Consider the following 15,498-nt stretch of genomic DNA (forward strand, 5'->3'; position numbering starts at 1 on the left):
GGGTCATTCGCGACTCGGATTCAACTGCTGCGTCCCCAGGACGTTGAGCAGTTCGATCTTCTCCGCGGCATCGGTTCGCGGAGCGGCGGTGAGGACGAGAAGTACCTGGGCCTCGTCCTCGGTGAACAGAGCCTGGCAGTCGACCTCGATGTGTCCCAGCTCGGGATGGATGAGGGTCTTGTGGTCCTCGAATCGCCGACTGACCAGGTGTGTCTCCCACAGCGCGGCGAATTCCTCACTCCGGCGGCACAGTTCGCGCACCATCTCCCCCGCGCGCGATCGCGCTCCCATCACGCCGTAGGCCGCTCGCAATGACGCGACCTGCGCGCGGCTTTGGCGGTCGTGATCGTCCTCCGGGTAGCGGCGCCGCTCGACATCGGGTTGGGTGAACCACCGGTAGATGGCGCTGCGCTCGAAACCGGTCAGGTGGCTGACATCGCCGAACAGGGCTCGGGCCGAATCGTTCTGAACCAGCGTCTCGCCCAGCGCGGAGAGGATCAGCGCCGGGGTGCCGGTGAGGCGGTCGAGAACTCGGAGCAGACCGGGGGCGATGTAGTCGGAACCGACGACGCGATCGGGAGCACTGTGCCCGGCGACGCGATACATGTAGTCGCGTTCGTCCGGCGTCAACCGCAGGGCACGAGCCAGCGCCGCGAGCATCTGGGTACTCGGTTGTGGCCCACGGCGCTGTTCCAAACGGGTGTAATAGTCGGTCGACATCGTCGCGAGCTGCGCGATCTCTTCGCGCCGCAGGCCCGCGGTCCGACGCCGCGCACCGGTCACCAGCCCCACATCAGAGGGCTGGAGGTTGTTCCGCCGACTGACGAGGAAGCCGGCGAGCGCGTCACGATCCATCGGTGCAGTATCGCGCGCACGCCGACGCCTCAGCCAGGGATCGCCGATCCCCCGATGAGCGCACTCTGGATGTCCGGCCGGCTCCGACGAACACTCGAATGCATGAACATCACCGGAAACACCATCTTCATCCCCGGCGCCACCAGCGGCATCGGACTCGCTCTGGCACTCCGCCTCCAACAGAAGGGCAACACCGTCATCGTCGGCGGTCGGCGCACCGAACTCCTCGAACAGATCCGTACCGAACATCCCGACATCCACACCGTGGCCATCGACACCGCCGACCCCGGCAGCATCGACGCCGCGGCCGCTTCGGTCATCGCCGAACATCCTGACCTCAACGTCCTGGTCACGATGGCCGGCATCATGCGGGTCGAGGACTGGACCTCCCCCGCCGGATCCCTCGCGACCGCGGAGGCCACCGTGACGACGAACCTACTCGGGCCGATCCGGCTGATCGGCGCCTTCATCGAGCATCTGCAGACACGTCCGCACGCCACGATCATGACGGTATCGTCGGGTCTGGCGTTCACCCCGCTGCGCGTCACGCCGACGTACAACGCCACCAAGGCGGCCATCCACATGCTCAGCGAGTCTCTCCGACTGCAGTTCGACGGAACCACGGTCGAGATCGTCGAGCTCGTACCGCCCGCGGTCCGCACGGATTTGATGCCGGGACAGCGCGACAGCGAGTTCGCCATGCCCCTCGACGATTTCGTGACCGAGGTCATCGAACTCATCGACACGCAGCCGGACGCCACCGAGATTCAGGTCGACCGGGTGAAGTTCCTACGTCATGCCGAGTCCCGAGGGGACTACGCCGAGGTCGTCGCAACGCTCAATCGGCTTGACCCGCACTGAACTCGTCCCGCGCGATCCGTACTGCCACCGGCACGGGCAGTGTCGGCCGATCACTCCGCACGAGGCGCGTGCAATCTGTCCAGGAACGGAACCACCGCCGGATCGACGTCCCCGCGGCCGGTCGTGCCGAGTCTACGGACGAGCTGTCGCACAGCGGGTCCCGCGTCGAGCACGGGTTGCACGAGACCCAGACGCGCACAACGATCGAGGATCGGAAGCAGAAGTTCTTCCGCCTCAGAAGCAGATCCACTCGCGGCGATGCATTCGGTCAGCAACAGTCGGGCCTTGAGTGCCGCTCTGGGTCGGGCCTTCGTGTCGATCGACGCGGTGAGGGCGTGTGCGCGGCGGCACGCGGCGCGGTGGGCGTCGTCGGCGCCGACGGCCAGCAGTGCCCGGATGGCAGCCTCCTCGGTCTTCTCGGCGGTGACCTGGACGATCCCGTCGGGAAAGTCGTGTGGCATCTCGGCCGGAAACGAGTCCGCGGACAGCGCCGACGCGCCGATTCCGGAACGGAGGCGCTCGGCGGTGATGTGCGCCGCCATCCGCGGCAGGTGCAGCGCCTGTGCGAGCCGATCCCCGGTGTCCAGGCGTTCGGCAGCCTGATCATCCTGTCCGAGAGCGTGTTTCGCGCGTGCGCCGACGACATGGGTGGCAAGCATGATCTCCACGATGCCACCCTCGGCGCCCAGGTTGTAGGTGTCGTCGAGGAGCTGCACTGCCTCCTCGACCTGACCGCGCTCGTAGAGCAACTCCCCGAGTAGTGCGCCGCTGAGGCGAGACCCGTAGGACCGGTCCTCGTCGGAGGCGCGGGCAAGGCTCATCGCGTGCCGGAACGCCGCCTCGGCAGAGTCGAAATCGAGCTGTTCCCGCGTCGCCACGCCGTCGAGGATGTATCCGTAGATGACGCTGAACGGCCCTTTCGTCCGCCGATGGTGCGGACGCGCCCAACGCTGCCAGTCTCGTGCCTCGTCGTAGGCGAACCGCTGGACCTCGCGGAACGATCCAATGGCGGCGACACCGGACAGAACCCACGGGCGGAGGTTGTCGGCGCGCACCACGCACGCCTCGACGGCTTCGTCGATGCCGTCGAGTTGGTCGTCGAGAACGGTCATCGCGGCACGGATGAGTGCCGTCTCCGCGCGTATGTCGGCGACGTCTTCGTCTGTGTCGGGCCCGGGCGGTAGGGCTGCGTCGATGTAGGCCAGTGCTGCGTTGGCCGGCGCCCGGTGGTGCAGGAGCGCGTGAGCCCAGGCGATCATCAGTTGCAGGTCGGGCCGCTGCCTACGGGCCGTGAGCGGGAGCTTCGCGGCGAGGCCGAGCACGGTGATCATCTTGGACTGCTCGAGCATGTCGTAGCCCTCGCGTTCGACCAGTTCGATCGCCTCGGATTCGTCGCCGGCAGCGAGATGGTGGTCGACGGCTGCACTGAACATGCGCCGTTCGGCGAACCACCTGGCAGCCCGCCGATGGAGCTCGTCGCAGCGGTCCGGCTCCTGCTTCTCGAGCCGGCGACGCAGGAACTCGGCAAACAGGTGGTGATAGCGGAACCACTGTCCTTCGGGGTCGAGCCTGGTGAGGAACAAATCGCGTTCCTCGATGTCCTCGAGCACGCTCTGCGCGCGTCGTCGACCGGTCAACGCGGTCGCGAGAGATGCGCAGATGCGCTCACCGACCGACGTCGCCAGCAGGAAGTCGAGCAGATCCGGGTCGAGACTGTCGAGGACGTTCTCGGCGAGGTAGTCCCCCAGCTCGCGGTGATTCGCCGAGAACTGACGAATGGCGGCGCGGGGATCATCGTGCTCGCGAAGCGCCAGCGACGCCAGTTGCAGGGCCGCCACCCACCCGTCGGTTGTCTCCTCCAGCTCGGCGACATCGGTGTCGTCGATCGACAACCCGGTGCCCCCGATGAGTAGTTCCCGCGACTCGTCGATGTCGAAACGCAATGCCGTAGAGTCTATTTCGATCAGTTCGTGCTTCACCCGGAGGCGACTGAGCGGCAGATGCAGACGAGTCCGGCTGGTGACGACGAGCTGCAGGTGATGGCAGCCGTTGTCGATCAGGAACCGCGCGATCGCCCGGCTCGCCGGGTTGGTGATCCGGTGCCAGTCGTCGAGCACGACCCGGATGTGCTCGTCGGTTGTGTGGGCTCGATTGATCAGCGTGGTCAGCACGTATCGCTCGGCGCCCTCGCCGTACTCCTCCAAGGTGCGGGTGAGCTCGGTCCCGAGGCCGGGAAGTGTCACGCTGATGGCGTCGACGAGGTGGGACAGGAACCACGCGGGGGTGTTGTCGTCCTCGTCGATCGCCAACCACGCGGTCTTGCCGCCGGAGGCCTCGGCCGCCTGGACGTACTGGATGGCCAGAACGGTCTTCCCGTACCCGGCGGGTCCGTGGATCAGGATCAGGCGGGTTCGGTTGTCGGTGGCGAGTCGCTCGAGCAGTCGGATGCGCGGAACCGTGGCGTGGGCCATGACCGGTGGCCGGTATCTGGTGGCGACGACGGGAGGGCACCCGGCATCCGATCCGTTGCCGGGCGTGCCCAGATGGAGATACCCCGAGGTGTCGATGGACGAGTCGGCGTCGGTGCGCGTAGGACCGTCGATGCCGGCGAGGAGCGGAACGGGCACGTCGGCAACGGGGAGGCCGAGTTCGAGGCCGGCCCGCCGCAGTGCCTCGCCGAACTCGAGTGCGGTTGCATAGCGGTCCGCCGGTGTGCGGGACACCGACCGCGCGATGACGGTCCACACGGGCTCCGCCACACCCTGTACGCGCAGGTCCGGGAGCGGATCGGTGGTGATCCGCAAGAGCTGGGCGACCAGGTCCTCGTTCTTGCGGCGTCCGTACGCCGGTCGACCGGCAAGCGCCGCGTACAGAGTGGCGCCGAGTCCGTACACGTCCGAGGCCACCGACGGCGAGTCGCCCCGCAGCACCTCCGCTGCGGTGTAGGCGGGGGTTCCGAGGACCAGCCCGCGGCTGGTGTCGTCCCGATCGGCGAGGCGGGCGATGCCGAAGTCCGTCAGCTGTGGTTGCCCGTACTCGGTGAGCAGGATGTTCGAGGGTTTGAGGTCCCGGTGCAGGACGTCGGCTCGGTGCGAGGTCTCCAGGGCCCCGGCCATCTTGATACCCAGGTCGATGACGTCGGCTACATCGCAGCGTCCCTGTCGCCGGAGTCGGGTGTCGAGCGATCCGCGGACGTGAAAAGGCATGACGATGAACGGGAATCCCGATCGCGTAACGCCCGCCTCGAGGATGTGGACGATGTTGGGGTGACCCGACAGGCGTCCCATCGCCCGCTGTTCGCGGAGGAACCGCACTCGATCGGTCTCGTCGCCACCGGTCCGCAGCACCTTGACCGCCACCTCACGGTCGAGCGCGGGCTGTCGGCACCGATAGACGACTCCGAAGCCGCCACGACCCGCGATCCGGGCGTCGGTGAAACCGGCCGCGCTCAGATCTTCCGCGATCTCCCGGGCAGGGGGATCGTGGGACTTCGTGACTGCCCGGCGGGCCATCGAGCGTTCTAGAGGTCAAATCGTGGCGTCGTCGATCGCGGTTGGTCGGCTGGACTTCCGGAGGCCGGTTTCGCCGACTGTTGCATCGCAGGCTCGCTTATGGCGTCCCCTCGGGTCGTGCCACGAGTCTAGGCGCCACGGCGCGGCGGCGGGCGCGACATGGATCAGCCGAGACGGCGGATCGTTTCCGTCGCGGACTCGACGACGGCCTCGCGGAATCCGGTCCCGGCCCAGAGGTTGATGCCGTCGGGATCGGTGGCGGCTGCGCGTCGAATGCCGCCGGTGAGCTTGTTGACCGCCGGATACTCGGCGACCGCGGCCTCGGAGAACTCGTCGGTGAAGCGGTTTCGCAGCGCTCGCGCGGAACGTCCGCTGAACGCTCGGGTCACCACAGTCTCGGCACGCTCCGGATCGGCCAGGGCGTCGGCGTGTGCCGGCTTGGTTCCGGCCTCCCGAGTACGCAGGAGCAGCGTGCCCACCTGGACGGCCGCCGCCCCGGACGACCGCAGCCGGTCGGCTCGATCACGGGTCGCGACTCCCCCGGCCGCCACCAGCGGAACTGCGACGCGGGCACGAACCTCCTCGAGGAGGTCATCGAGGGGCTGGGTGGGTGGTTCGGTCCGGCGGTCGAAGACAGATCGATGGCCGCCGGCGTCGGGTCCCTGCGCGCAGAGCCAGTCGGCTCCGGCGTCGGCGGCGAGAACCGCATCGTCTGCGGTGGTGACCGTGACCCCGACGCTGCATCCGTGTCGTCGAAGTTCGGCGACCGCGTCCGCCGGTGGGCAGCCGAAGGCGAAGGAGACGAACGGGATTCGCTCGTCGCACATCAGCGCGATCTTGGCGTCGAAGTGGTCGTCGTCATCCCCGAGCTCCTCGATGGCGGGCAACTCCACGTCGAGCGAGGCGGCGTAGTCGAGCAGACGGTCGCGGTAACGGGCCACGGCGTCCCGGTCCACCGGCTCGGTTTCGGGGACGAAGATGTTGACCCCGAAGGTGTCGACGCCGCCGGCGCGTACGGCTGCGATGTCCGCCGCGACGCGCTCGGTGAAAGATAACCCGCGGCCAACTGGCCGAGCCCGCCGGCGGTGCTGACGGCGACCACGAGCTCGGGCGTGGTCGGCCCGCCGGCCATCGGCGCCCCGACGACCGGCACCGCGAGGTCACGAAGGTCAGCCACGGGCCGATGCTCCTGTCGTCATGCCTGTTCGCGCGTTCCGCGGGCAGCGGTGACCCGGGACAGACGGGACTCGGCCACCGAATCCATGTCCTCGAGTTCAAGCCCCTTGGTCTCCTCGACCTTCTTGAAGACGTAGATGAAGGACGCCGCGGCGCAGAAGGCGAAGAAACCGTAGATGATTCCGAGTCCGACGGCCTCGGTCATCGGCGGGAACAGCATCGAGATGGTGAAGTTGGCGAGCCAGTTCACCGCGGTACAGACGCCGAGCGCGACACCACGGATGCGGTTCGGGAACATCTCCCCCAGCATCACCCACATCACCGGACCCCAGGTCGCGGCGAACGCGACGACGAACAGGTTCGCGCCGACCAGTGCGATCACACCCCACGGGTCCGGCAGCGAGATGTTCTCACCCTCACCGATCTGCTGGGTGAACGCGACGCACGCCATCAGCAGGCCGATGAACATGCCCACGGACCCGGCCAGCAGCAGCTTCCGGCGACCGATTCGGTCGACGAACAGGATCGCCACGAAGGTCATGGCGACGTTGATGACCGCCGTGATCACCGACGTCTTGAACGAGTCGCTCTCGGAGAATCCCACCGACTGCCACAGCGTCGTCGAGTAGTAGAAGATCGCGTTGATGCCGACGAACTGCTGGAAGACCGCGAGCCAGATGCCGACCCACACCAGCGGATGAAGCCCGAACGACGGCCCGGTGATGTCCTTGATCGACGTCTTGGACTCGCGCTTGACGGTGAGCTTGATCTCCTTGACCCGGTCGAGCGGGTTGTTCTCTCCGGTCACCGTCTGGAGGATGCGTGCGGCTTCCTCATCGCGGTTGCGGCCCACCAGGTATCGCGGCGATTCGGGGATCAGCAACGCGAGCACGCCGTAGACGACGGCGGGCACCACGCCAACGAGGAACATCCATCGCCAGGCTTCCAGACCCCACCAGAGGTCGTTCGATGCGCTGCCGGCGGTGTCGGCCAGGATGGCGTCCGACAGCAGAGCGGCGAAGATGCCCATGGTGATGGCGAGCTGCTGCATCGAGGCGAGCGCGCCGCGATAGCGGGCGGGTGCGATCTCGGAGATGTATGCCGGAGCGATCACCGACGCGATGCCGATGCCGATTCCGCCGAGGACGCGCCAGAGCAGCAGGTCCGGGATCGTCTGCGTGTAGGCGGTCCCGATCGCCGAGATGATGAACAGTGCGGAGCCGAGCAACATCACCCGCTTGCGGCCCCAGACGTCGGCCAGTCGTCCGGCGAACCATGCGCCGAGTGCACAGCCCAGCAGGGCGATCGCGACGGCAAAACCCGTCATCAGTTTGCCCAGACCGAAATTCGATTCGATCGAGTCGACGGCGCCGTTGACCACGGAACTGTCGAAACCGAAGAGGAAACCACCGACGGCCGCGGCGACGGTGACGCCGATGACCTTCGCGGTGTGTTGTTCGGCGATCTCGCGTTGTTGCGCGTCGGCCATCACATGACCCCGATCGCCGGTGTGGTGCAGCACGAATCCTGGGGCATGTCCGTGACCTCGCTGTCCGGTTGCATGGTCGTCGTCTCCGACGTTTTCGCGCCCAATCTACTCGCGGGGTGAGGTCAGGCGGCGCACATCCGAACACGCGTCGGTATCGATCTGGTCTGAATCGACTGGTCAGGCGTCGGGCTGCGTTGCGGTCGTGGTCGAGATCGCCAAATTCCCGGCCACGATCTCGGCGAGCGGTTTCGGCCGTCCATAGTGATACCCCTGCGCGAAATCGCACCCGACGGCCGCGATCGTGGCTGCCTGGGTAGGGGTCTCGACACCCTCGGCGATCACGCGGACACCCACCGCGTGTGCGACGTCGACGATGCCCGCGAGGATCGTACGGGCGTTCGGGTTCTCCCCGAGGGCGTCGACAAAGGCCTTGGCCGTCTTCAGGATGCCCACCGGCAGTCGGTAGAGCTCGCTGAGCGAGGAAGCGCCGGTGCCGAAGTCGTCGAGCGAGATGCTGACGCCGAGGGTCCGGATGTCGCGAAGCAGGTTCAACAGGTCGCTCTCCAGCGGCGCGAGTGCGCTCTCGGTGATCTCGAGGCAGAGAGAGCGAGGATTCATGCCGGTCTGCTCACACGTCTCACGAAGACGGCGTAGAAACCTCCCGTTGGTGAGTTCGCGTCGGGATACGTTGACGCACAACATGACCTGCTGCAACTGAGGTGTTCCGGCCACCTCGGCGCAGGCCGTGGCCAGGACGTGGGCGCCGACCTTGTCGATGAGCGTGGATTGCTCTGCCAGAGGGATGAACTCGGTCGGAGGGATCGAACCGAGTTCGGGGTGGTTCCACCGCAGGAGGGCTTCGAGTGCGACGAGTGTTCCGCTATCGGTGGACACGATCGGCTGATAGTGGATCTCCAGCTGGGAAGGGTCGGAGGTCAGTGCGCGACGGAGTTCCTCCTCGATGCGTTGGCGGCGCTGGAGCTCCTCTCGGTGATGGGTCCGAAATTGGACGTAGGGTTCTCGAGATACCTTGCGCGCCTGATACAGAGCAATATCGGCGTCGCGAAGGAGGTCTGTCGGGGTGTAGCGGTCGCCGGCCGCAACGGTGGCGACGCCGATGCTCACCCGCACCGTCAGGGGTTCGCTGCGGTCGGTCACACTCACCGGCGGCCGGATCGCGGCGCGTATCGACTCGATCCGGCGCTCGATCTCCGCGGGCGTGTTCGCCCCGGTGTGGGTGGTGACCAGGACGAACTCGTCTCCCCCGATCCGGCCGACCGCGCCCTCCCGTGGCGTCGCACCCGCGAGCCGTTGGGCGACGGTGTGCAACACCTCGTCGCCGACGGCGTGACCGAGCGAGTCGTTGACCAGTTTGAAGTTGTCGAGATCGATGTAATAGATCGCCACGCAACCCGTTTCGTGTTCGGCGAGTGCATTCAGGTGTGACTCGAGCTCGTTGAGGATCCCGGCCCGGTTGTACAGCCGGGTCAGCGGATCGTGGACCGCGTCCCACGCGAGCCGGGCGCGTTCGCGGTAGCGCTCGGTGATGTCGGCGAAGGACACCAGCACGACCGCTTCCGCGGTGTCGTCGTCGATCGGCCGGCAGCTGCACGACAACCACCGTTCGCCGCCCGGTGTGCTGATCGTCGCCGTGGCGTCGGTGATCGCGGTCCGCGTCCGCAGGCAGCGGACGATCGGTGACTCTCCGCCGACGAAGTCGAGCGGCAGATCGTGAACGAACGAACCGGGAACGCCGTGCGGGCCGAGCATGGTCGCGGCGGCGGGATTCGCGAGTTCGATCCCGCCGTCCGCCCGCACCACGATGACCGCCTGGTGGAGGGCGGCGAGGATGGTGCCCAGGCGTTCGATCAGCGGTCTGCGGGTGGGTTCGGCGACGATCAGGAAGCCGTCGTCCATCGATGTCACCGAGATGTGGGCGAGGAATGTCCGGTCGTTGTCGGCGCGGCGGTGAAGCTGGTCGACGGTGCCGCCCAGGGCCACGGCGGCCTCGACGTCGAGATCGCCGCCGGTGACCGAACCCAGCTCGCGCCCCACGGCGTCGCCGGCGGTGATGCCGTACATCTGCTCGGCCGCCGGATTCCACGACCGCACCGTCATGTTCCGGTCGACGGCGATCACGGCGTTGCTGACATGGTCGAGCAGTGCCGCCTGCCGTCGAAGCGCCGCCTCGATGGCCTTCTGCGCGGTGACGTCCCGCAAGATCACCTGGTATGCGGGTTCGTCAAGCCAGACGGTGCGTACGGAGGTGACCTCCATCGGTCGCGACACCCCGTGGGCGTCGACCATCACGACTTCTTCCGGGTACGTCGCCGCACCGGCTTCGTCGCCCATGCTGACGATCCGCTCGATCATCTGGGGGAGTTCATCGGGGTGGACGAAGTCGGTGATCGGGCGGCCGAGCATCTCGTCCCGGTCGGTGACCCTGGCGAAGTCGAGCGCGGCCGAGTTCACGTACACGATGACGCCGTGCTGGTGCACGGCGATCGCGTCCGGGCTCAGTTCGAGGAGGAGACGATAGCGTTCGGCCACCGCAGCGTCGCTGGATCGGGTCATGGGCTCGGCATGAGGTGCGACGAGATCGCTGTGGCCACCGTCCGTAGGCGTCGATTCCGGCACTGCGTCAGTCCCTCCCCCGCCCTGTTCCGACCCCCGGTGTACATGATCCCCAAAAAGGGGGCGCGGGGTGGGCTAAAACGCCGCCGAGTCGTGCGAAAGTCGAATTGGCGACCCCGCCCGTCGCGAAATGAGTCGAATGCCGCTTTCCGGGGGATTCTTGAGGTGGCGTTCGGTCGGATCACCTGGCAGAACTGCCGACAATTCCAAATCCATGAAGAGGATTCACCAATGACGAATCAGCGATCGACTATTTCGGGTGTGGGGGCCGTGACCGGATACGGCTGGGGGCGAGAGGCGCTGTGGAGTGGCCTCATCTCCGGCAAGTCGGCGGCCGCATTGCACGAGGGTTTCGGATTCGGTTCCGGAGACGACGGCGGTCCGGGGTGGATCGTGCGCGTGCCGGAGGGCGGCGACCAGGCCGACGGGAGCACCCGCTTCGCGCGTGCGATGCGAAGTGCGGCGCGGGAGGCCATCGAGGATGCGACCGAACGCGGTTGGCGCCCGGGTTCGCGTGTCGGTTTGGTTCATGCGTGTGTGCTCGGTGATCTCGAGATGTATCCGATGGTGACTTCCGGCGTCGGGCAGTACACCGGTCGGCAGTATCTGTCGGTGACACCGTCCACGCCGGTGTCGTTGCTGATGCAGGAGTACGGCTTTCACGGTCCGGCGTTGAACGTGTCGGCGATGTGCACCTCGGGTTCGGCGGCGATCGTTACCGCGAAGTCGTGGCTCGACGCCGATCTCGTCGACGACGTCCTCGTCGTCGCAACGGATCTGTCGGCCAAGCCGGAGGTGGTCGGGATGTTCGTTCAACTCGGCGTCGCCATCACCGACACCGACGCACTCGACGCCTGCCGTCCGTTCCAGGAAGGCAGCCGGGGCTTCACCTTCGGCGAAGCGGCCATCGCGTTCACGATGACCAACGCCGAGACCGACGGTTACGCAGATGTGTTGGGCGGGGCCATGTCCCACGACGCCTATCACGTCACGTCGATCGATCCCCAGCTCACCAATGTGGTGGGCTGCGTGGAACAGGCCCTCTCGACCGCCGGTGTCGCCGGTGACGAGATCCGGTACCTCAACGCACACGGTCCCGGTACCCGGCAATGTGACCGCGCCGAGGCGACAATCGCCGAGACGATGCTGCCCAACAGCGAGGTGTTCTCCGTCAAACCCCTTGCCGGGCACTGCCAGGGCGCGGCGGGTGCGGTCGAGCTGGCCGCGTCGCTTCTCGGATACGACCGGGGTCGGATCCCGGCGACTCCGAGGGTTTCCGACGGGATCCCGCAACTGTTGGACGGCCTCACGCCGCTTGCAGCGGGACCCACACTGAAGACCTCGCTGGGCATGGGCGGCCACAACTCCGCGGTGGTGATCGCGCCCCAGAGCTGATCGAGCGCGACGATGTTCCGCGGATCTACCGAGTTTCCTGCGGAAAACCGCAGCGAAGCCGCACAATTCAGGCATGACCAACTCGCCGGACAAACCGGCGGCCGATCAGCCGACGGTGAGCACAGTGCAGGCGACGGGGGCGCGGCGCGTCCTCACCGCATTCCTGAACTCCCCCTTCGCGGGGATGTCGCCATGGATCCTGATGGCGCTGCTCACCGGTCCGGGTCGCTTCGAGGAAGCCGCGGCGTCGGCATTCGTGTTGTCACTGCTGCTCGTCGTGGGCGGACATCGACGCGGCTCCAAGATCAAGCTTCTCGAGGTCTTCGACGTCGCCTACTTCGGGACGATGGCCGCCCTGGCTCTCTTCGCGTCGGAGAGCGTCATCGACTGGCTGGAGAAGTGGGGCGGCGAGATGACCAACATCGCGCTGGTCGCCTTCGCCTTGGGCTCGATCCTGATCCGCCAACCGTTCACCCTGCAGTACGCGCGCGAGTCCACCGACGAGGAGGTCTGGGACAGCCCGCTGTTCCTCCGGATCAACTACGTCATCACGTGGGCGTGGGTCGTCGGCTTCGGCGTCGCCGCGGTGTCCGGTGCTGTCGGTGACCTCGTCCTCGATGATCCGAACGACTTCTGGACGGGCTGGATCATCCAGATCGGCGGTACCGTGTTCGCCATCGCGTTCACCGAGTTCTATCCCGACTTCGCCACGTATCGCGCGGCGGTCCGCGAGGGTTGGGACACCGATGAGAAACCGCAGAGCATGCTCCATCTCTTCGACTGGGTACCGATCTTCGTCTTGGCGATCGGGATCGCGGGATTGCTCACCGACGAGTTCAGCACGGTGACCGGGATCGTCGTCATCGTGGTCGGTGCGGTGGGCATAGGAATCTTCCGACAGCTGACCTCGTCCCTCGACGCTCGCCTCGCCCAGACGGCGCCGGGAGCATCTGAGACGGCATGAACCCGGCATTCGCGCTCGATCGCCGAGGCCGTCGGTAGTGTCGAGAGCATGAAACTCGACGGAGTAGGAATCTGGAGTTCGCCACTACGGTACGGAGACACCGGGGAGGCCGCGGAAGCCGCGGCCGAGCTCGACGAGTTGGGCTTCACCGCCCTCTGGATCCCAGACGTCGGTGGCCCGGTTCTCGATTCGGTGCGCAACCTGCTCGGTGCCACCAAGAAGACCGTGGTCGCGACGGGCATCCTCAACATGTGGATGCACGAGCCGCACGACGTCGCGGCTGCGCACGCGAGTTTCGCCGACGAGTTCGGTTCACGCTTCCTGCTCGGGCTGGGCATAAGCCACGCGCCGCTGATCGACGCGCAGGAGGCCGGTCGCTACCGGAAGCCGCTCGCGACCACCCGCGCCTTCCTCGACGGACTCGATTCGGCGCCGCAGCCGGTTCCGGCCGACAGTCGGGTTCTCGCGGCCCTTGGGCCGAAGATGCTCGGTTTGGCCGCGGACCGGACTCTCGGTGCGCATCCGTACCTGGTGACGCCGGACCACACCGCGACCGCCCGTGAGACCCTCGGCACCGGGCCGCTCCTCGCGCCCGAGCAGACCGCCATCTTCGCCGCGGACCGTGACGAGGCACGGTCGATCGGCACCAAGTGGCTCAAGGGCTACCTCGCCATGCCGAACTACGCCAACAACCTTCGTCGCCTCGGCTTCACCGACGAGGACCTCACCACGGTCAGCGACCGGCTGTTCGACGCGCTGATCGTGTGGGGTGACGAGTCGGCGATCCTGTCCCGCATCGACGAGCACCGATCTGCCGGCGCCGATCACGTGTGTGTCCAGGTCCTGCAGAAGGATCACTGCGGTTTCCCGCGCGAGCAGTGGCGTCGCCTCGCGGCGGCCCTCGGACAGAACTGATCACGTTGCGCGATCGTGCGTGACTAGTCGGCCACCCGAATCTTCCGAATGACGTTGAACCCGGATTCCGGGTTCAACGTCATACGGATCTGAGCGACCTCACGGGATGTCGCGTCGTCGGAACCCGACGAAACCGATCGCAAGAAATCCGAGGGCGACGAGGCCGATCCACACCAGCCCCCACCAGTCGGGGTCGGTGACGACGACGTCGGGTACATGGTGGAACGGACTGAAACCGAGCGCCCAGTCGGGCAGTTTGAAACTGGGGCCAAGCACCGTCATCACGAACGAGACGAGCACGCCCAACCAGATCGCCGGACGGGCCGCCGGGCGGGCACCGAGTATGGCGACCGCGAAAGCGATGACCGTCCACGCTGCCGGGATGGTTGCGACCGCCTGCAGGAGGGCGTCACCGAAGGTGATCCCGATATCCGCGGTCGACGCGAAGACACCCACCACGACACCAGCGATCATCAGGAACGCCGCCGTCGCCAGCAGTGCGACACCGACATTCGTGGCGAGGTACCGGAGGCGGTGGACAGCCGTCGCCAGCACGGGCTCGGCTCGGTCATCCAATTCCTCGGTACGCACGCGGTTGACGATCTGCACGCCGGCGACCGAGACGATGATACCGACGATGCTCAGGATGGTGGTGACGAACGCGGAGATCAGGTCGGCCGGGGATGCGGCACCGGAGGCGAAGATCGACGCCATCGCCGGGTTGCTGGTCAACAGGTCCTTCACCGACCGGGTGAAATACCCGAAGACGACACCGAGACCGAGGAATGCCACCGCCCACGACACGATCGGTGCGCGGTTGAGACGAATCGCCAGGCTCAGAGGTGTACCGGCGCTCCCCCGCGGCGGCCCTGGACGGGACGGGATCAGACCCTGACCGAAATCGCGAGACGACTGCAATGCGAAACCGACGACCGCGACGACGACCGCGAACGCGACGCCGATGAGCAACGGCCACCAGTGGTTGCCGGATGCCGGCCGGGTCTCCTCGATCCAGCCGAGCGGATTGATCCACGACGTCCACACCGGTGCGCTGATCGAGAAGAGGAAACCTCGCAGGACGAACAGGATCCCGAGCAACGACACCGAGATCGTCGTCGCCGCACGGGCGTCGGCCCCTATCTGCGAACTGACCGCGGCGACGGCAGCGAACATCCATCCGGAGACCGTGAACCCGGCGGCGAGCAACGCCGAGGATGCCCAGTCTCCTCCGCACAATCCGGTCAGCACGCACGAGACGATGCCGATCGCGGCCGAACAGATCACCGCCATGACCACGGCCGTCAGGAGTCGCGACGACCGGCCCGAGACGCCGGAGGCCAGCAGTTCCGCCTGCCCCGAATCCTCCTGGCCGCGGCTGGCTTTGACGACGATGAAGATCGCGCCCAGTGCGGCGATGAACCCGCCGAGCGCGAGACTGCGCCACGCGTTGAACCCGTCGGTGGTCGACAGGTCGTAGGCGGGCCCGAAGATCAGTCCCAGAGCCGGATTCGCCCCGATCGTGGCCGCGAACGCCTTACGTTCCAGCGCGTCGGAGAACAACCAGGGATAGATGAGCACCGACGACACCGACAACGCGGTGGGTAGCAGAATCCACGGCGCGAAAGACCGGCCCTCGTGACGGAGTGAGGCATGGAGCAGTGGTCGGGTTCCGACCGTCGAGGAAGACGCCATCGCGC

The 15,498-nt window shown here is 66.8% G+C and carries 9 protein-coding genes and 1 pseudogene; 4 read left to right on the top strand and 6 right to left on the bottom strand.

Annotated features, from left to right (window positions below):
• Positions 1–3: 3 nt before the first annotated feature.
• Positions 4–855 carry a helix-turn-helix transcriptional regulator gene (locus PWF70_RS11885; RefSeq protein WP_006359121.1) on the bottom strand — a complete coding sequence of 284 codons (852 nt, stop codon included), beginning with the start codon at positions 853–855 and terminating at the stop codon, positions 4–6.
• 102 nt (positions 856–957) lie between these two features.
• On the opposite strand from PWF70_RS11885, the gene PWF70_RS11890 reads away from it, so the two are divergent.
• Positions 958–1,716, top strand: a complete 759-nt coding sequence (locus PWF70_RS11890) for an SDR family oxidoreductase (RefSeq protein ID WP_042377042.1) — start codon at positions 958–960, stop codon at positions 1,714–1,716.
• 50 nt (positions 1,717–1,766) lie between these two features.
• On the opposite strand, the gene PWF70_RS11895 is transcribed toward PWF70_RS11890, so the two are convergent.
• From PWF70_RS11895 to PWF70_RS11910, 4 genes and pseudogenes are all read right to left on the bottom strand, one after another.
• Complete coding sequence (locus PWF70_RS11895; protein ID WP_241548939.1) at positions 1,767–5,228, bottom strand: serine/threonine-protein kinase; 3,462 nt, start codon at positions 5,226–5,228, stop codon at positions 1,767–1,769.
• A 164-nt stretch (positions 5,229–5,392) separates the two neighbouring features.
• Positions 5,393–6,405, bottom strand: a pseudogene (locus tag PWF70_RS11900) (nitronate monooxygenase).
• 18 nt (positions 6,406–6,423) lie between these two features.
• Positions 6,424–7,893: a sugar porter family MFS transporter gene (locus PWF70_RS11905; protein WP_040004176.1), complete on the bottom strand. Its 1,470-nt coding sequence runs from the start codon at positions 7,891–7,893 to the stop codon at positions 6,424–6,426.
• 177 nt (positions 7,894–8,070) lie between these two features.
• Entirely contained in the window at positions 8,071–10,467 is a 2,397-nt protein-coding gene (locus PWF70_RS11910) for a sensor domain-containing protein (RefSeq protein ID WP_241548938.1), read from the bottom strand.
• Positions 10,468–10,758: 291 nt separating this feature from the next.
• Here PWF70_RS11910 and PWF70_RS11915 point away from each other — a divergent pair, with 291 nt between their 5' ends.
• The 3 genes from PWF70_RS11915 (at position 10,759) to PWF70_RS11925 (ending at position 13,801) form a co-directional block, all read left to right on the top strand.
• Positions 10,759–11,922, top strand: coding sequence for a beta-ketoacyl synthase N-terminal-like domain-containing protein (locus PWF70_RS11915; protein ID WP_035752446.1), 1,164 nt, complete (start codon positions 10,759–10,761; stop codon positions 11,920–11,922).
• Positions 11,923–11,995: 73 nt separating this feature from the next.
• Positions 11,996–12,886, top strand: a complete 891-nt coding sequence (locus PWF70_RS11920) for a hypothetical protein (RefSeq protein WP_035752448.1) — start codon at positions 11,996–11,998, stop codon at positions 12,884–12,886.
• Positions 12,887–12,934: 48 nt separating this feature from the next.
• Positions 12,935–13,801, top strand: coding sequence for an LLM class F420-dependent oxidoreductase (locus PWF70_RS11925; RefSeq protein ID WP_035752450.1), 867 nt, complete (start codon positions 12,935–12,937; stop codon positions 13,799–13,801).
• Positions 13,802–13,900: 99 nt separating this feature from the next.
• On the opposite strand, the gene PWF70_RS11930 is transcribed toward PWF70_RS11925, so the two are convergent.
• The gene (locus tag PWF70_RS11930) at positions 13,901–15,493 is read right to left on the bottom strand and encodes an ABC transporter permease (protein WP_035752579.1); all 1,593 of its coding nucleotides are present in this window, start codon (positions 15,491–15,493) and stop codon (positions 13,901–13,903) included.
• Between the last annotated feature and the right edge of the window lie 5 nt (positions 15,494–15,498).

Origin of the sequence: Gordonia sp. Swx-4 (assembly GCF_030316175.1) — a bacterium.
GTDB lineage: Bacteria > Actinomycetota > Actinomycetes > Mycobacteriales > Mycobacteriaceae > Gordonia > Gordonia alkanivorans.